The organism is Amphritea japonica ATCC BAA-1530 (assembly GCF_016592435.1).
In the GTDB taxonomy this organism is placed as follows: domain Bacteria; phylum Pseudomonadota; class Gammaproteobacteria; order Pseudomonadales; family Balneatricaceae; genus Amphritea; species Amphritea japonica.
Genome location: NZ_AP014545.1, coordinates 848,239 through 866,681, shown reverse-complemented (window position 1 = coordinate 866,681; position 18,443 = coordinate 848,239). Strand labels below are relative to the sequence as shown.

Below are 18,443 nucleotides of genomic sequence, written 5' to 3'. Positions count from 1 at the left end.
ACTGGAGGTATCGGTTTTTTTGTATCTGCGAAGTAAATACTATGAAAATTAAAACTCTTTTGATGGCAACTGTATTATTAGCTACAGCCCTCAATTGTTCTGCTGAACAGTACCCGTTCCAAAAAGTCGTCTACCACGTTAACTACCACGATGAGAGCAGGATCAACGAAACCCTGGTCAATGTCTCTAATCACCTTGAAGCGCTCAGCGATGATAATGCTGACATTAAAGTGATGATTCATGGTAAAGCGATCGAATTCCTTATGGAGGCTGTAGAAAATGATGGAAAACAGATTCAATTAGATGCCCTACGCTTACGCGGAGTTCAGTTTCTAGTCTGCGGTAATACTCTGAATGGATATGATATTACCCATGAAGACCTCTATGAAGTGGAAGCAGAAGATGTCGTACAAGCCGGCCTTCCCGCTATCGTAGATCTGCAACAGAAAGGCTATATCTACGTCCGCCCATGATTTTCGATAAGGCTCTACCCAACTGGTTAAGCTGGCTACCTCTGGGCAAAGTGCCTGCCATTACACCTGAGCAGGCAGCCCAATCAATGGAACAATACCTGTTTGTCGATGTTCGCACTCAGCTTGAATACAAAAAAAACCACATTCCAGGCGCAATATCCCTACCTCTTCAACAACTAACCACTCCCCGTATCAGACAACTACCCACAGACAAACCTATTGTCTGCATCTGCCTATCAGCCCACCGCAGCAAACCTGCTACTCGCAAGCTTATAAAAGCAGGCTTAGATACCCGGGAACTTGAGGGCGGAATGCTCGCCTGGTGGAAATTCAAACTCCCTACGGAAGCTTCACAGTAGTTAGACGTTACTTCGTAACTTGCTAGTGACTAGCAAAAAATGATGTATTTCTCTCGGAATTACCAGTCCTACCAACCCAACAGCTATCTTACAAAGCGACTTACTCTCTTCCAAATCTAACTCTAAATAAAGAAAGCTTTTATCGAGCAAAGAGCAAGCCACACTTTATTGTGACAACGAAGTAACGGTTCTTAAAAAGCAAAAAAAGCGCCCGAAGGCGCTTTTTTATTGCTTGGATTATTATCCCACCCAAACACGGGCATTACGGAACATCCGCATCCAGGCACCATCCTCATCCCAGTGATCAGGCGCCCAACTATTGGTTACCGCACGGAAAACCCGCTCAGGATGAGGCATCATCAGCGTTACCCGACCATCGGCTGATGCGATACCCGTAATCCCATCTGGTGAGCCATTCGGGTTAGCTGGATAGGTTTCTGTAACTTTGCCATAGTTATCTACATAGCGTAGAGCAACAGCCCCGGACTCTTCCAAATGACTTAGCTGAGACGGAGTAGAAAACTCAGCTCGACCCTCACCATGCGCGACAGCGATTGGCATACGAGAACCGGCCATGCCCTGAAGGAATACAGAGTTACTTTCCTGAACTTCAACCATCGCAACACGCGCTTCAAACTGCTCAGACATGTTACGCACAAAGTGCGGCCAATGCTCAGCACCAGGAATCAACTCATGCAAATTAGATAGCATCTGACAGCCGTTACAGATGCCCAGTGCAAAGGTATCTTCACGCTTAAAGAAAGCCTCAAACTGATTACGGGCTCTGGCGTTAAACAGAATTGATTTAGCCCAACCTTCTCCCGCACCCAGCACATCACCGTATGAGAAACCGCCACAGGCAACTAACCCTTTGAAACGATCCAGCTCAACCCGGCCTTCCAGAATATCACTCATGTGAACATCAACCGCAGCAAAACCAGCGCGATCAAAAGCCGCTCCCATTTCGATCTGACCGTTTACTCCCTGTTCACGAATAATTGCTACTTCAGGACGTACACCTGATTCAATCAATGCCGCGGCAAGGTTATCATTCTGATCGAAGCTCAATTCAACATTCAGGCCCGGATCTTCTTTCTCCAACAGAGTATCAAACTCCTGCTGAGCACATTCAGAGTTATCGCGAAGCGCCTGCATACGGTACGAGGTTTCGGCCCACCAGCGCTGTAGCTGGATACGTGACTCAACATAGATCTCCTCATCATCGAAATGAATCCGTAGTTCATCATCCAGATTCAGAGAGCCGATAACTTTTGTAATCTCACCCAGGCCCGCAGCATTCAGTTCAGTCAGTACTTTTTGCAAGTCATCCCGTTTAACCTGAACCACCGCCCCCAGCTCTTCAGCAAACAACGCTGCCGTAAATTCAGAGCTATCAGCCGCCAGCATATCCAGATTAATATCAACACCCGCATGCCCGGCAAAGGCCATCTCAGCAATAGTAGTAAATAAACCACCATCTGAACGGTCATGGTACGCCAACAACAACCCCTGTTTATTCAACTCCTGAATTGCTCCAAAGAAAGCCACCAGCTGACCTCCCTCATCAACATCTGGCACATCACGGCCTACTTTGTTGTACACCTGAGCTAATGCTGACAAACCCAAACGATTCTTACCATTACCCAGATCCAATAAGATCAGGTCTGTTTCACCCTGGTCAGTACGCAGCTGAGGTGTCAGAGTCTTACGTACATCCGTTACGGGAGCAAAGCCGGTGATAATCAGCGAGGTAGGCGCGGTGACAGATTTATCCTCACCGTTATCCTTCCAGACCGTACGCATCGACATAGAGTCTTTACCGACGGGGATGGTGATTCCTAGCTCAGGACAAAGCTCCATACCGACAGCTTTAACTGTTTCATAGAGCTTCTCATCTTCGCCAGGGTGACCTGCAGCACACATCCAGTTAGCCGACAGCTTGATATCGATAATGTCGTTAATCTGTACGCCAGCCAGATTAGTTACCGTTTCACCCACCGCCATACGACCAGAAGCCGGAGAGTCAACCAAGGCCAACGGGGTACGCTCACCCATTGCCATCGCCTCACCTGCATAAGTATCAAATGAAGCCGTAGTCACAGCACAGTTAGCAACTGGAACCTGCCAGGGACCAACCATCTGATCACGGGCAACCTGGCCGGTAATAGAACGATCACCAATGGTAATAAGGAAAGATTTTGAAGCAACAGCAGGCAACTTAAGCACCCGCTCAGCGGCCTCTTTAAGATCAACAGCAGCAGCATCAAATGCCGACACTTCATAGCTAATTCTTTCAACTGAACGATGCATCTTTGGCGGCTTACCAAACAGCACACTCATCGGCAGATCGACCGGTTTATTCTGGAAATGAGTATCACCCAGCGTCAGATGCTCCTCTTCAATCGCAGTACCCACAACAGCGTAGGGACAACGCTCACGGGCGCAGATAGCTTCGAAGCGCTCCATATTTTCAGGATCTACCGCGAGAACATACCGCTCCTGAGCTTCGTTACACCAGATCGCCAATGGAGACATACCTGGCTCATCGTTATTCACATTGCGCAGTTCAAAATCACCGCCGCAACCGCCATCTTTAACCAGCTCAGGGAAGGCGTTTGATAAACCGCCAGCGCCAACATCATGAATGAAAGCGATAGGGTTCGCATCACCCTGTTGCCAACACTGATCGATCACTTCCTGACAACGACGTTCCAGTTCAGGGTTATCCCGCTGGACAGAAGCAAAATCAAGATCAGCAGAGGACGTACCAGATGACATAGAAGACGCTGCACCACCACCCAGACCGATCTGCATAGCAGGCCCACCCAGACAAATTAGTTTTGCGCCAGCAGATATCTGCCCCTTATCCACATGGTCAGTTTTGATATTACCGTAACCGCCCGCAATCATAATCGGCTTGTGGTAACCGCGCATCTCTTCACCGGCAGCGCCATTAACCTTCTGTTCAAAGGTACGGAAATAACCGTTCAGCGCCGGGCGACCAAATTCATTGTTAAATGCTGCGCCACCTATTGGGCCTTCCAGCATAATATCCAAGGCAGAAACAATCCGTTCTGGCTTACCATAATCCGACTCCCAAGGCTGACTAAAGCCAGGGATATTCAGATCAGAAACAGTAAAACCAGTCAGACCAGCCTTTGGCTTAGACCCTTTACCGGTTGCTCCCTCATCACGAATTTCGCCGCCTGAACCGGTTGCAGCACCCGAATGAGGCGCAATCGCAGTTGGGTGGTTATGGGTTTCAACCTTAATCAGGATTTCGATGCTTTCCTGGTTATAGCCATACTCTTTAGTCGCAGGGTTAGGGTAGAAACGCCCCGCTTCTGACCCCACCATAACGGCGGCATTGTCGGAGTACGCTGACAGAATATTCTCGCCGCCCAACTCATTAGTATTACGAATCATGGCAAACAGGGATTTATCCTGTGCCTCACCATCAATATCCCATGACGCGTTAAAGATCTTATGGCGGCAATGCTCTGAGTTTGCCTGAGCAAACATCATCAACTCGACATCAGCAGGATTACGACCCAGTGCAATAAAACTGTCTACCAGATAATCAATCTCATCATCGGCTAATGCCATGCCCAGTGCCGTATTTGCTTCGACCAACGCCTCACGTCCACCCGCAAGAATATCAATCAGCGTTAACGGTGCGGGCTGATCTTCACGGAACAGTTGTGATGCGCTATCGATAGCGCTCAGCACAGTTTCAACCATTCGATCATGTAACTCAGCTTTTAACAGCTCCAGCTCATCATCAGTCAGTGCCTGAGAAGACTGCACAAAATAGGCAGTCCCGCGTTCCAGTCGCTTAATGCTCTGTAAGCCGCAGTTCCGGGCTATATCAGTCGCTTTCGAAGACCAGGGAGAGATCGTACCCGGACGCGGTACGACTAAAATCAATTGACCTGAAGGCTCTTCCACTTTAGCGTTAGGACCGTAACAAAGAATACGCTCCAACGTGATCTGTTCCTGGTCAGACAGACTAGTCTCCAGGTCAGCGAAGTGCATGAACTCACCGTAAACCCCTGTAACATGGGCAATTCGTGATTTCAGGACAGACAGCAGCTTATCGTGACGAAAAGCAGAAAGAGCAGGCGCTCCACGCAGTACCAGCATGTTAGTTTCAAGCCTCTTGAGTATGCCTAACAGATAGGTGTTATGTAGGAGAAAAGTAAGGCCGAATTTTACTGAAATAGCGGATTAGTTACCAGAAAAAGCCCCATTTTCTTATGCGAATAAATATATTTCACGTTAAAGAGCTACTTTTCCTATTGATCACAGTGTCTTTGTTCGCTGCGTTACTGCTTTTTAGCGAAAGCCAGCGTACTCAATTAGACGCAATTCAAAAGACAGGCGTACTCCGTGTAGCCACCCGCAACACTTCAACGACCTATTATCAGGATAACAACGGTCAACCCACAGGCTTCGAATACGAACTCGCCAAAGCCTTTGCCGACTATCTGGGGGTTGAGCTTGAGCTCATCGTCCCTGACTCCTTTGGTGAGATATTCACCCTGATAAAAAATCGCAGTGCCCACATAGGTGCCGCTGGTTTAAGTATTACCGAGGCACGAAAAAAGAACTTCCGCTTCTCGCCCGCTTACGCTTACTCCACACCTACACTTATTTATCGGGTAACCCAAGGCAAGCCGGCTCCCAAAACTCTGAGTAATCTCAAGGGAAAAACCGTTAAGATCATCGCAAATAGCAGCCATAGCGAACTACTCAAGACACTTCAGCAGCAGCATGACTTCCTTAAGTGGCAGGAAACCTCAAACAGTAGCGTGACTGAACTGTTAGAAGAAGTGTACGAACAAAAGCTTGATTACACCATTAGTGATGATCTGGTATTCGACGCGCAGAAATCCTACTTTCCTGGCCTGAAGAAATCGATTGTTCTCAGCAAACCTGAGCCCGTAGCCTGGATTTTGGTTAAACAGAATGATCAGAGTCTTCAACGGGCGCTCCGCCGTTTTTTTGCACGGCCCAGCACACAAGAACTCTTAGTTACTTTGAAAAAGAAGTACCTTACCCGACAGACTCGCTTAGGTTATGTCGATATCCAAACCTTTCGTAAAGACCTTAAAACCCGTTTCTGTAAGCTAGAGCAGTATTTCATGATGGCCGAGCAAGAAACCGGTATCGACTGGCGCCTGCTCGCCTCAATCGGCTACCAGGAATCACACTGGAAACCGGATGCGGTCTCCCCCACCGGCGTTAAAGGGATAATGATGCTCACCCAGGCAGCAGCTAAAGAGGTAGACGTAAAAGACCGGACTGACCCGATCCAAAGCGTTCTGGGTGGCGCGCGCTATCTGGAAAAAGTTATGAGCAAGATCCCTAAACGAATTGAGGGTGAGAACCGCCTGTGGTTTTCACTTGCTTCATACAATGTAGGCTACGGGCATCTTGAAGACGCCCGGATTCTAACTTCCAGAGCAGGTAAGAATCCTGACTTATGGGAGGATGTAAAACAGTTCCTCCCACTACTGACCCAACGAAAATATTACTCCACTGTACGTCATGGCTATGCCCGCGGTTATGAACCAGTGCTGTACGTTAAGAATATTCGCAACTACTTTGATCTGCTGGACTGGGAGCTCCAAAAGGCTCGAATCGAAGCCGCGAAGCCTCCACTGAAGCCCGCCGAGAACGAAGGTGAGATATTCATGTCAGGTGGCAGCACTGACAGCGCGGTTAAGGATGTTGTCGAAACCATTCCTTCTACCCTTTAAAAGTCGCGAATAACTTCTTTTCGACCTAAATAGTACAACTATCAAAGACAAGAACCCCTTTGATTGATATTAATTATCACTTCATATCTCCACATATCAGCAAAAGCAATTTACAATGCAGATCTATATTATTCAGCTGAGTAAACTCTCCCTGATGTTTCCACGATTTCTAAACACTTTCACTGTCGTATTATGCCTCTGCATAACGACAATCTGTCAGGCAGAACCCGATGACCCTCTCAGCTATTATGCATCAGAGGTTAAACACAACCAGCCTGCCCCATTGCACAAAGACATTAAGGCCATCTGCAATCAGATCGGCAATAAACTCAGCAGCGTTTCAACCAAAGACTGTCTGACAGCCAACTTCTCCCCTCCCCGATTTTATTCCAATCGGCAGCTGCCCCTACTGGAAAAGCACTTCCCCGCAAATCCTGAACTAAAAAAGGCACCCCGTATTCTTTATCTCGGCGGCATCCATGGCGATGAGTATTCCAGTGTCAGCGTCTCATTTAAATGGCTGGAAAAACTCAGGGAAAGCCATAACGGTGATTATGACTGGCACTTTATGCCTCTCGCCAACCCCGACGGTCTACTACAAAAAAAATCTACCCGGGTTAATGCCCACAAGGTAGACCTCAATCGTAATTTCAGACCCGCTGAGACATCAGTCGATCCGTTAAAGCACTGGCAAACTTATGCAAGAAAAAGGGCTCGATACTACCCGGGAACAAGCCCTTTAAGCGAACCTGAAACACAAGCAATCCATCAACTTATAGAAGAATTCAATCCTGATATCATCGTCTCGGTTCACGCCCCACACGGCATTCTGGATTACGACGGCACCATCACGCCACCCCGAAAGCTTGGACCTTTACACCTTAAACAACTGGGCACCTACCCTGGATCTCTCGGTAATTACGGCTGGTTTGTAAAACAGATACCGGTGATGACCATAGAACTCAAACATGCTGGGATAATGCCTGAACGCAAAGATATTGACCGAATGTGGGCCGATCTGAACCGCTGGATTAAATTACGCACCGAAGGAGATGGAACTTTGCTGGCGCGAAAAGAGGCGAGTCAGGAAGCTAACTCCGCCCTATAACAGATAAATGGAAATAGACTCAACCTATCACGGTTCGTTTTAAAACTACCCTAATGAAGGTTTTTCAGCTTTTCTTATGGCTTTCTTTTCAGCACGACGACGACGAAAAAAAGCACTCATCACACCACTGCATTGTTCAGCCAAAACTCCAGCCTCATAATCTGGCCAGTGATTCAGCCAGCGCTGATCAAACAACTGCACATTACTTATCACCACACCAGCCTTTGGCTCAGATGCACCGAACACCACCCGATCTATCCGGGCATGCACAATGGCCCCGGCACACATAGCACAGGGCTCAATGGTGACATAAAGCGTGGCGCCACTAAGACGGTAATTTCCCAATCGACCAGCCGCATCACGCAATGCCATAATCTCAGCATGGGCAGTAGGATCATGACCCGAGATCGGTCTATTAAAGCCTTCACCAACCACCTGATCATCCAGCACTACAACAGCCCCCACTGGCACCTCATCAGCATCTGCTGCTTGCTGTGCCAGCTTGAGCGCATGCTCCATCCACCGAACATCATCTTCTTTCGTCATAAGTCTCAATATAACAAAAAGCCCACAGAAGCAGGCTTTTTCAATTTTAAACTACGTATATATTTCATATAACCTCCTCAACACTGATTCATACTGTAAACCCAGTATCGAAGCTATCCTTACTTACACGCTACTCGGCAAGGAATCGTTATCTAGCCTGGCGCGCCAACTGCTTTAACATAGTGCGAAGTGCGCTTAAGATACCTTTTTTCTATTACGTGCCATGACAGAAACGCCATTAGTACAGTCAATACGATACTACACAACAAACCAATATAAGGGTTCCTGTCATAAAGCCCTAGATGTTCAAGCAACTGAATAGTAGGAAAATGATAAAGATAGATACCATAAGATAAATCACCAAATTTCCCAACACCAACGGCAAGCAAACTCGTATTTGCAATTGCAACTACAAACAAAGGGTACACAATCATATTGATAATTTCAGAACTGCGGCTATCTAGCTGTGACTTAAAGCCCGCGTAATAAATCAACGAAAACACAAGAATCGCAAACACATGAAATGGTCTAAATTTGACAAACCCCAGCACACTACCCAATGCGAAATAAGGAAGCTGTCCCGGAAATTGGTTTACTAAAACAGAGCTCATCGGATGGTCAAAATAATCGGAAAAAAACACAAACCAAGCAATTCCAACAACTAGCGCTATTATGAAGCCCTGTGCTTTACCTAAGCGAACATACATAAAGCATAAAATTGGCACTATAAAATACAGCATCACTTCAACTTTAATTGTCCATAGTGAGCCATTCAATGCCTGCATTTTATTATCTAGCAATGCACCTGGTAACGAGGGTTGTAGAAAATTTAGAAACATGAGATTAGATACAGCATATTTGACACTTTCGAGGCTCGTCATAAACTCATCTATTTGCATAGTACTAGTGATAGCACCAACAACAAGGCAGTAGATAATAACTGCTACATATGCAGGGTAAATTCTTCTAACTCTTTTCTCTAGATACTCCAACCAATTAGCACTTGAAAAATAGCTCTTCGTAACCAAATAACCGCTAATTGCAAAAAAGCCTTTCACCGCAAAACCAGAGTCAAAGTATTGAGTTATCCAGTCCAGCTGCTCGGCACTTGCCAGGACAGAAGTATGTGCAATCAATACTATAAAAGCCAAAAGAAAACGCACTTCGTCAAAGCAATTTATTTTATTCATTTCTCAACGTTCAGTTTTTTCGTTTAAAGGAGCGAAGCGAGCCATTCATTTAGAATATGCTACAAATTTTCGGCTAAGAAAATTAGTAGCAGGCTTCTCAAAAAATGCGTACATACCTATACCAGCAAGAACACTGCCGACAAGACACATCAAAGATAATATATCATTATTAATATCAAAATTAATGACACTCGCCAACTTATAGAACACTGGAAGAGCGAGTATCTGTACCAGATAGATACTGTAAGAAGCATCTCCTAAATAACGAACAACAGGATGAAAAACCTGTTTCGCATGCACCGCACCTAGCACGATTAAAAAAGAAGGCACCCCCCAAACCAATTCTCTCACTAATTCAAGCTGCCTAATATTTTGATTTAATGTTAAGAGCAGCAACATCGCTCCTACAAGTAAACACAACACGCCGAAACTAGTACCTAACGCTTTATTGTTGAATATATACGCAACTAACATCCCAGCAAAAAACTCAAAAACTATCAGTTGAGAGGAAGCAAAAGAAACAAGCCCTAGCAAAAGGAACACAAAAAAATACATTTTCTTCCAAGTATCAAATAACAGAGCCGCCCCAAACACAGCATAAAAAAGCATTTCCCACTCTAACGTCCACCCTACCAAAACAATTGGAGTCTCCCCAGTAAATAGACTGGAAACGAATAAGTAAGACGCCAAAGCCCTTTCAGCTGATACTACTAACTCTCTAAAAGCATTTGGGGCGACAAGGAACGCTATTATCACTACAGTTGTAAGTAACCAGTACGCAGGAAGAATTCGAATTAGGCGAGATTTATAAAACGCTCCCACACTTCGCTTTCTTTTCATCTGTGTGTGTAACATCATAAATCCCGATATTACAAAAAAAACATCTACTCCATTTGCGCCCCAGCCTTCTAATGCGCTAAAAAAATGTGTCGGTTTACCATAGCTTTGTGCTGTGCCTATTATGTGAAAAAAAACGACATTAATTGCGGCGAATGCCCTAAGCACCTGAAGGTTTTCAATCACGTCCTCTACTTCCTACCTTCTGCTAAAATGCCTTTAAACACTCGAACCATAAAACCAGATCCCTTGCACATTAACTTAATACTCCTAAACGTTTTTAGATGTTCAAGTTTTTCTTCTTCAATCATCTGCACTTCGAGTTATCCCGTTTCAGTTTCATTCTTCATCAAAACCGCGCCCTGACTTTCTATTTCAGCGAACTTCTATACCATTATCGAACAGCACTTATTATTACTATTCGCATAAAGATTTTTCATGCACTCCAATCTTTCTCAATCATGCCCTACCATCACCTCGCGAAAAAACTCAAATTTAGAGAGTATAAAATCGTGACAATTTAGTATGTACTTACTTGCCAATCTAGTCATCGATTTGATTGAGTAGGTAGAACCATATCACCTTATTTAGTCATAAGTCTCAATATAACAAAAAGCCCGCAGAAGCGGGCTTTATCGATTTTAATCTACGTATTTATTCCCACTCAATCGTTGCTGGCGGCTTAGAACTCACGTCATAAGTTACCCGGGAAACCTGAGGAATCTCATTAATAATACGGCCAGATACTGTTTCCAGCAGCTCGTATGGCAGGTGAGCCCAGCGAGCGGTCATAAAATCGATCGTTTCAACTGCACGCAGTGCAATAACATATTCGTAGCGACGACCGTCACCCACCACACCTACCGATTTAACCGGCAGGAATACAGCGAAAGACTGGCTGGTTTTATGATACCAATCGGCACGATGTAATTCTTCTAAGAAGATCGCATCCGCTTCACGCAATATATCAGCATAGGCCTTCTTCACTTCACCCAGAATACGCACGCCCAGACCTGGACCCGGGAATGGATGACGATACACCATGTCATATGGCAGACCCAGTTCCAGACCTATTTTACGTACTTCATCTTTAAACAGTTCGCGCAGTGGCTCTACCAGATCCATCTTCATATCGTCTGGCAAACCGCCAACGTTATGGTGAGATTTGATTACGTGTGCCTTACCCGTTTTAGCTGCAGCCGATTCAATAACGTCAGGATAGATAGTTCCCTGCGCCAGGAAGTTAACATCCTTAAGCTTCGTCGCTTCTTCATCGAACACTTCGATAAAGGTGTTACCGATAATTTTACGCTTTGCTTCCGGGTCACTTTCACCCAGCAGCCGTCCCAGGAACAGCTCCTCAGACTCGGAACGGATCACAGTTACACCCATGTTCTTAGCGAACATGTCCATAACCTGATCGCCTTCATTCTTTCGCAACAGCCCGTTATCAACAAAGACGCAGGTTAACTGGCTACCAATCGCTTTATGCAACAACGCAGCAACTACTGATGAGTCAACACCACCGGACAGGCCCAGCAATACTTTCTGATCTCCGACCTGGCTACGTACTTTCTCAATCAGGTCAGTAATAATATTGGCAGGATTCCACAGCGCTTCACACTCACAGATTTCCAAAACAAAACGGGATAAAATTCGACCGCCCTGCTTCGTATGAGTTACTTCTGGGTGGAACTGCACACCGTAGTAGTTCTTAACCGGGTCACACATCGCAGCAACCGGTGCACTTTCGGTACTGGCAATAACACTAAACCCTTCAGGTAGCGTACCAACCTTATCACCATGACTCATCCAAACATCTAGCAACAGAGAGCCATTGTTCGCGATATGGTCTTCAATCCCTTCTAATAAGCGGCTTGGACTATCTTCCAAACGTACCTTCGCATAACCAAATTCACGCAGATCAGAGCTGACAACGCTACCGCCCAACTGTTCGGCCATCGTCTGCATGCCGTAACAGATACCCAGCAACGGAATACCTAAATCAAACACAACCTCAGGTGCGCGAGGAGAGTCGCCTTCGGTAACGGACTCAGGCCCGCCCGCCAGAACAATACCCTTAGGATTGAATTCGCGTATCGCTGATTCTTCCATATCCCATGGGTGTATCTCACAGTACACTCCGATCTCACGTACACGACGCGCAATCAGTTGAGTATATTGAGAACCGAAATCCAAAATCAGAATTCGTTGAGCATGAATATCTTGTGACATTTCGATGACTCCGAAATCATCGCCAATACCCGTTCAGGCTTTCCTGGCGATCGGCTGTTTTAGCAGCGTGTTAAAAAAGAAAAAGTGGAAGGGCCGAAGCCATCCCACCTGTTTTATCTATTAAGCAGCAATTACCCAACGCGATAGTTAGGCGCTTCTTTTGTAATGCTGACATCATGCACATGGCTTTCTGCCATTCCCGCACTCGTGATGCGAACAAATTCAGGCACGGTACGCATAGTCGTTATATCTGCGCTACCGGTATAACCCATTGAGGAACGCAGGCCACCAACTAACTGATGAACAACACCAGCCATCGGCCCTTTACAGGCAACACGACCTTCAATACCTTCCGGCACCAACTTCTCGGCACCCTGAGAGGCATCCTGGAAGTAACGGTCAGATGAACCAGAACTTTGGGCCATCGCACCCAGAGACCCCATACCACGATAAGACTTATACGCACGGCCCTGGAATAGTTCAACTTCGCCCGGCGCCTCATCGGTACCCGCCAGCATTGAGCCAATCATAACCGCTGAAGCACCGGCAACAATTGCTTTCGACAGGTCTCCGGAAAAACGTACACCACCATCAGCGATACAAGGCACACCATATTTTTCCAAAGCCGTTGCAACATTTGCAACAGCACTAATTTGTGGCACACCAACACCAGCAACGATACGGGTAGTACAGATAGAACCCGGACCAATACCGACTTTAACACCATCAGCACCGGCTTCAGCCAGCGCAATCGCTGCATCCGCAGTAGCAATATTACCACCAATAACCTGTACATCAGGGTAGGTTGATTTCACCCAGGCAACACGATCGATAACACCTTTCGAATGGCCGTGAGCGGTATCAACAATAATCACATCGACACCGGCTTTAACCAGGGCATCAACACGTTCTGCCGTTTCAGCACCGGTACCAACGGCGGCTCCAACCAGCAGCTGACCTTTACTGTCTTTGGCCGCGATAGGATGAGTCGAAGCTTTGTTCATATCTTTTACGGTCATCATACCACGCAGACGAAACGCATCATCAACGACCAGAATCTTCTCTATACGGTGTTTACGCAGAAGATTACGCACATCATCAGGATCAGCACCTTCAACGACTGTCACCAGGCGTTCTTTAGGGGTCATGATAGAGGCAACTGACGCATCAAGTTTCTTCTCGAAACGTGCATCTCGGCCGGTCACAATACCCACCAGGTCACCATTATCAATCACAGGAAAACCCGAAAAGCCAAGGCGTGTCGACAGGGCGTTCAATTCACCTACTGACATATCAGGACTGCAGGTAACTGGATCACTGACAACGCCGGCTTCATACTTCTTCACCAGGCGAACCTGCTCAGCCTGCTGCTCGATGGTCAGATTCTTGTGGATAATACCGATACCACCTTCCTGAGCCATAGCGATAGCCAGGCCGGATTCAGTAACCGTATCCATTGCAGCGGAGACCAGAGGGATGTTTAACTCGATGCCTTTAGTCAGGCGTGTCTTCAGCGATACGTCTTTAGGTAAGACCTCGGAGTAACCGGGAACCAGTAGAACATCGTCAAAAGTAAGGGCTTCTTCAGCGATTCGTAACATGTGTGAGACTGCCTGTAATGTCTAAAAAAATAAGACGCGGGATTATAGCCTTTTGTCGAACTATCGACAATCAAAATGCACAAGTTTAATCATTTTCTAAATTATGCCTGGCGCAGGTTACAAAGCGATGATCGGTTAGTTTAATATGCTCTCTATGCAATCCTACTCAAAGCCCCAAAACATGGCCGTTCACAGACCGGACAATAAAGCACTTAGCGTCAGTGAACTTAATCGACAGGTTAAATCACTGTTAGAAAGTTCTTTTCTCACCATTCATGTAGAAGGTGAGCTATCGAATGTCGTCCGCCCCAGTTCTGGACACTGGTACTTCACCCTGAAAGACCGTGATGCCCAGGTACGCTGCGCCATGTTTCGCAATCGTAACCAATACCTGAAATACCAACCCAAAAATGGTGACCAGGTCATCGTCCGGGCCAAAGTAAGTCTCTACCCCGGGAGGGGTGATTATCAGCTGATCTGTGACTTCATGGAAGACGGTGGCGTTGGCTCCCTTCAAAAAGCCTACGAAGCACTGAAATACAAGCTCCAGCAGCAAGGTCTGTTTGACTCTGCCGTCAAAAAAACTATTCCAGATACACCCCGGCACCTTGGCATTATTACATCCGCCACCGGTGCCGCAGTCCACGATATTCTAACCGTTTTGAAACGACGATTTCCCTCACTGCCCGTTACGTTATTCCCTACTGCTGTGCAAGGTACTGAAGCCGCCGGACAGATTGCTGATGCGATTCGTCTGGCCAATGAAGATGGTCGCTGCGACGTTTTGATTGTCGGTCGTGGTGGCGGTTCTCTGGAAGATTTATGGCCTTTTAACGAAGAGATAGTCGCCCAGAGCATCTATAACAGTGAAATTCCTATCATCAGCGCTGTCGGCCATGAAGTCGATGTATCTATCGCCGATTTTGTCGCCGACCTGAGAGCAGCTACACCCTCTGCAGCTGCAGAACTTCTCAGCCCAGACCAGCAGCAAATACTACAACGCCTGAATCAGCTTCAGCAGCGACTCGAACAGGCCTGGCATCGAAGCCAGGCTCAGCGCTTACAAAAAGTAGAATGGACGCGCGCCATGCTCCGCCATCCCGGCGACAAATTAAAAGAGCAGGCACAAAAGTTGGATGATTTGGAACTGCGAATGCAAAGAGCAGTCAAAACCTCCGTCTTACAACAACGCGTACGTCTCAATAGTATTCAACAGCGTTATATACGCTGCATACCGACTTCTCGCATTGAAACCGCTAAACAGAGAACAACAGAGTTAGAACAACGGATGCTCACACTGATCCAATCGGCTCTGAAACAGAACCGCCTCAGACTGTCTGGTATGGCGGCAACACTTAACAGCGTCAGCCCGCTGGCAACACTCGACAGGGGTTACGCTATTGTTCAGGATCAGCAAGGCAAAGTAGTACAAGATATTACCCAGCTTTCGTCCGAAGACAGTGTTGAAACCCGACTAAGCAATGGTCGCTTTGTTAGCCGGGTGACAGAAATAATAATGGACTAAGGAAACCCCATGCGCTTCGTCAGCTTAGTATTCAGTCTGATTTTCAGCATTAACATCTTTGCTTTTGAGCTTCCGGAAGAATCCCGGGTACCCGGCGGCATCGCTTTGATTCCGCTTATCGGTCTTAACACAGAGGCGGCTCCCTCAGCCTGGTATCGCAGTAATCGCGTGATGGTTCTGTCGAGTCAGGATACAGTATATGCACAACAATCCCCGTGGCTCGCTGTAATCGGTATCCCGCTGTCAGCCAAAGCGACTGATGAGCAACTCATGAAAGCCAATGGCCAGCGCTTTCCCTTTCGTATACAAGATAAAGCTTACAAAGAGCAGAGACTGACAGTCACCAACAAACGTCATGTAAACCCAAACAAACAGGATCTGGAACGGTATAAGCGGGAAAAGGACGAGATGGTCGCAGCGTTCAAAAGCTGGTCTTCACCTGCGATTAATGGTCTGGACTTTGTTCTGCCCGCAAGCGGGCGATTCAGCAGCCCCTTCGGGCTCAAACGTTTTTTCAATGACCAGCCCCGTAATCCCCATAGTGGTCTGGATATAGCCGGCGGACAAGGCGGGGATATTAGTGCCCCTTCTGCTGGCAAAGTCGTCGCCGTAGGGGAGTATTTCTTTAATGGTAACACCGTCATTCTTGATCATGGTTTCGGGCTGACAACGATGTACTGCCATATGAGCAAAATTGATGTAAAAATCGGTGACCAGCTCAATACCGGCGACCGTATCGGCGCGATCGGCAAAACTGGACGGGTAACAGGCCCTCACCTCCATTGGAGTGTTAGTCTGAATAACACCCGAGTAGACCCGCTTCTTTTTGTTAAAAACTAGCTGAATATGGTAGGCTTCGCCGTTCTTAAAACCGAATCGACAGAGTAATCATGTCTGAAATTAAATATGAAACAAATGAACAGATCGCCAGCTACGGTATCGGCCGTCAAATGGGCGATCACCTGGCCACTCAAAGCTTTGAAGGCGTAGAGCTGGAAGCAGTAGTTACTGGCATCAGAGAGTCTTTCGCTGGCGAAGCACTAAGCATCGAAGGCGACAAGATCCAGGCTGCATTCAATGAGATCCAGGCACGCATGCAGGAGCAAGCTGCAAAGCTGGCTAAAGAAGCTGCCGCTGAAGGTGAGATGTTCCTGGAAAAGAACGCTCAACGTGAAGAAGTAATTGTTACCGATTCTGGTCTGCAATACGAAATCATCACAGCTGGTGAAGAAGGCGGCGAAAGCCCAACAGCTGAATCGACTGTACGCACGCACTATCACGGTACATTCCCGGACGGTAAAGTTTTCGATAGCTCTTACGAGCGCGGCCAGCCAGCTGAGTTCCCTGTTGGCGGCGTAATCGCAGGCTGGACAGAAGCGTTGCAGCTAATGACTAAAGGCGCTAAATGGAAACTGACTGTACCTTATCATTTGGCATACGGAGAGCAGGGTTCACCTGGTGGCATCCCTCCTTTCGCTACGCTGGTATTTGATGTAGAGCTGCTGGACATTCTGTAAGCACTGCACCTGGTTTGATATGATTGAATAAAGACCGGTAGCGCTTGCGCCCCGGTCTTTTTTTATGGAGAGTAATTATGCAACTCAATGTACAGATCTCCGGCAACGGTGCCCCTCTGATCATCATGCATGGTCTGTTCGGAACCCAGTCAAACTGGAGCGGACAGATCAAAGCACTGGCAGAACATTTCACAGTCTATGCAGTTGACCTGCCTAACCATGGCCGCTCACCCCATACAGACCAGACCAGCTACCCGCTAATGGCCGACAACATCATCGAACTGATGAATCAGCATGATCTGGACCGCGCCCATATTTTAGGGCATTCCATGGGCGGTAAAGTCGCCATGCAACTGGCGCTGAACAATCCTCAGCGAGTCGACAAACTGATCATCGTTGATATTGCTCCGGTTCAGTACCCTAACCATCACAACGAAGTATTTTCCGGCCTCAACGCCGTCGACCTGAACCAGCTAAAATCCAGAGGCGACGCAGATAAGCAACTAAGTATGCATGTAAAGGAGCTCAGTGTAAGACAGTTCCTGCTGACCAACCTCTACCGTACCGAAGAAAAGACTTTTGCCTGGCGGATGAATCTCCCCGTTTTAGAAGCCTGCTACGATGAAATCAGCAAAGCACCAACAGGCCCAGCATTTGAATACCCGGTTCTGTTTATCAAAGGCGAAAATTCAGATTACATCACCAGCGAATACCGTAACCCGATACTAGCGCTATTTCCAAAAGCTGATTACCGGTTAATTCAGGGCGCAGGCCACTGGCCACACGCCGAGAAAGCGTCAGTTTTTACCAAAATGGTTTTGAATTACCTTCAGAAGTAATGCGAGAGAACCTACCACTAGGCCATCCTGAATTAACTCTCCCATAGATCGCTGTTCACTTTCCTGGTCAATCAAGGATAACTTAGTAACCACTCACTTCTATTGTGCAGCGATCACCGTCAGCTCTACCAGGACATTCGGACGAGCCATGTGAGCTTCAACACAGGCACGGGCCGGTTTTGGCTTATCAGCAATCCAGTTATCCCAAACTTCATTCATAGCCGCGAAGTCCTTCATATCCCGGACATAGATAGTCACAGAGAGTAACTTATCAGTTGAAGATCCAGCTTCTAGCAACAGACCTTCAACCTGCTCCAGACATCGCCGAGTCTGCTCTGCGGTATCCCACTCGTCTGCACTGGCTGTCTGGCCACACAGATAGATAGTGTCGTTGTGTTTTACAATTTTGCTCATGCGATCAGTTGAACCGATTCGTTCAATATTCATATTG

At 47.0% G+C, this 18,443-nt stretch carries 15 protein-coding genes; 8 read left to right on the top strand and 7 right to left on the bottom strand.

Annotated elements, in window-relative coordinates; genetic code table 11:
• Window positions 1-41 precede the first annotated feature (41 nt).
• Both AMJAP_RS03970 and AMJAP_RS03965 read left to right on the top strand, forming a co-directional pair.
• Window positions 42-473 carry a DsrE family protein gene (locus tag AMJAP_RS03970; protein WP_019622484.1) on the top strand — a complete coding sequence of 144 codons (432 nt, stop codon included), beginning with the start codon at window positions 42-44 and terminating at the stop codon, window positions 471-473.
• On the top strand, window positions 470-832 hold the full coding sequence (locus AMJAP_RS03965; protein WP_019622483.1) for a rhodanese-like domain-containing protein: 363 nt from the start codon (window positions 470-472) through the stop codon (window positions 830-832). Before AMJAP_RS03970 ends, AMJAP_RS03965 begins: the two co-directional genes overlap by 4 nt.
• A gap of 240 nt (window positions 833-1,072) precedes the next feature.
• Here the strand turns inward: AMJAP_RS03965 and purL are convergent, their stop codons facing one another.
• On the bottom strand, window positions 1,073-4,975 hold the full coding sequence (gene purL / locus AMJAP_RS03960) for a phosphoribosylformylglycinamidine synthase (protein ID WP_019622482.1): 3,903 nt from the start codon (window positions 4,973-4,975) through the stop codon (window positions 1,073-1,075).
• Window positions 4,976-5,088: 113 nt separating this feature from the next.
• Here purL and mltF point away from each other — a divergent pair, with 113 nt between their 5' ends.
• Together mltF and AMJAP_RS03950 are read left to right on the top strand one after the other, a co-directional pair.
• Window positions 5,089-6,594 (top strand): membrane-bound lytic murein transglycosylase MltF, encoded by a 1,506-nt coding sequence (gene mltF / locus AMJAP_RS03955; protein WP_019622481.1) that lies wholly within the window; start codon window positions 5,089-5,091, stop codon window positions 6,592-6,594.
• Between the two features lie 115 nt (window positions 6,595-6,709).
• Window positions 6,710-7,702 (top strand): M14 family zinc carboxypeptidase, encoded by a 993-nt coding sequence (locus tag AMJAP_RS03950; protein ID WP_019622480.1) that lies wholly within the window; start codon window positions 6,710-6,712, stop codon window positions 7,700-7,702.
• 45 nt (window positions 7,703-7,747) lie between these two features.
• On the opposite strand, the gene tadA is transcribed toward AMJAP_RS03950, so the two are convergent.
• The 5 genes from tadA to guaB form a co-directional block, all read right to left on the bottom strand.
• The gene (gene tadA / locus AMJAP_RS03945; protein WP_019622479.1) at window positions 7,748-8,248 is read right to left on the bottom strand and encodes a tRNA adenosine(34) deaminase TadA; all 501 of its coding nucleotides are present in this window, start codon (window positions 8,246-8,248) and stop codon (window positions 7,748-7,750) included.
• Window positions 8,249-8,400: 152 nt separating this feature from the next.
• Window positions 8,401-9,438, bottom strand: coding sequence for an acyltransferase family protein (locus AMJAP_RS03940; RefSeq protein WP_019622478.1), 1,038 nt, complete (start codon window positions 9,436-9,438; stop codon window positions 8,401-8,403).
• Window positions 9,439-9,483: 45 nt separating this feature from the next.
• Complete coding sequence (locus AMJAP_RS03935; protein ID WP_019622477.1) at window positions 9,484-10,461, bottom strand: acyltransferase family protein; 978 nt, start codon at window positions 10,459-10,461, stop codon at window positions 9,484-9,486.
• A 468-nt stretch (window positions 10,462-10,929) separates the two neighbouring features.
• Window positions 10,930-12,510 (bottom strand): glutamine-hydrolyzing GMP synthase, encoded by a 1,581-nt coding sequence (gene guaA / locus AMJAP_RS03930; RefSeq protein ID WP_019622476.1) that lies wholly within the window; start codon window positions 12,508-12,510, stop codon window positions 10,930-10,932.
• A 131-nt stretch (window positions 12,511-12,641) separates the two neighbouring features.
• Window positions 12,642-14,111, bottom strand: a complete 1,470-nt coding sequence (gene guaB, locus AMJAP_RS03925; RefSeq protein WP_019622475.1) for an IMP dehydrogenase — start codon at window positions 14,109-14,111, stop codon at window positions 12,642-12,644.
• A gap of 181 nt (window positions 14,112-14,292) precedes the next feature.
• Between guaB and xseA the strand changes: the two genes are divergently transcribed.
• From xseA to AMJAP_RS03905, 4 genes are all read left to right on the top strand, one after another.
• Window positions 14,293-15,636 (top strand): exodeoxyribonuclease VII large subunit, encoded by a 1,344-nt coding sequence (gene xseA, locus AMJAP_RS03920; RefSeq protein ID WP_019622474.1) that lies wholly within the window; start codon window positions 14,293-14,295, stop codon window positions 15,634-15,636.
• Window positions 15,637-15,645: 9 nt separating this feature from the next.
• Window positions 15,646-16,476, top strand: a complete 831-nt coding sequence (locus AMJAP_RS03915) for a M23 family metallopeptidase (protein ID WP_019622473.1) — start codon at window positions 15,646-15,648, stop codon at window positions 16,474-16,476.
• Window positions 16,477-16,526: 50 nt separating this feature from the next.
• Window positions 16,527-17,153 (top strand): FKBP-type peptidyl-prolyl cis-trans isomerase, encoded by a 627-nt coding sequence (locus tag AMJAP_RS03910; protein WP_019622472.1) that lies wholly within the window; start codon window positions 16,527-16,529, stop codon window positions 17,151-17,153.
• Window positions 17,154-17,230: 77 nt separating this feature from the next.
• Window positions 17,231-17,992, top strand: a complete 762-nt coding sequence (locus AMJAP_RS03905; RefSeq protein ID WP_019622471.1) for an alpha/beta fold hydrolase — start codon at window positions 17,231-17,233, stop codon at window positions 17,990-17,992.
• 99 nt (window positions 17,993-18,091) lie between these two features.
• On the opposite strand, the gene AMJAP_RS03900 is transcribed toward AMJAP_RS03905, so the two are convergent.
• Window positions 18,092-18,439 carry a RidA family protein gene (locus AMJAP_RS03900; RefSeq protein WP_019622470.1) on the bottom strand — a complete coding sequence of 116 codons (348 nt, stop codon included), beginning with the start codon at window positions 18,437-18,439 and terminating at the stop codon, window positions 18,092-18,094.
• Between the last annotated feature and the right edge of the window lie 4 nt (window positions 18,440-18,443).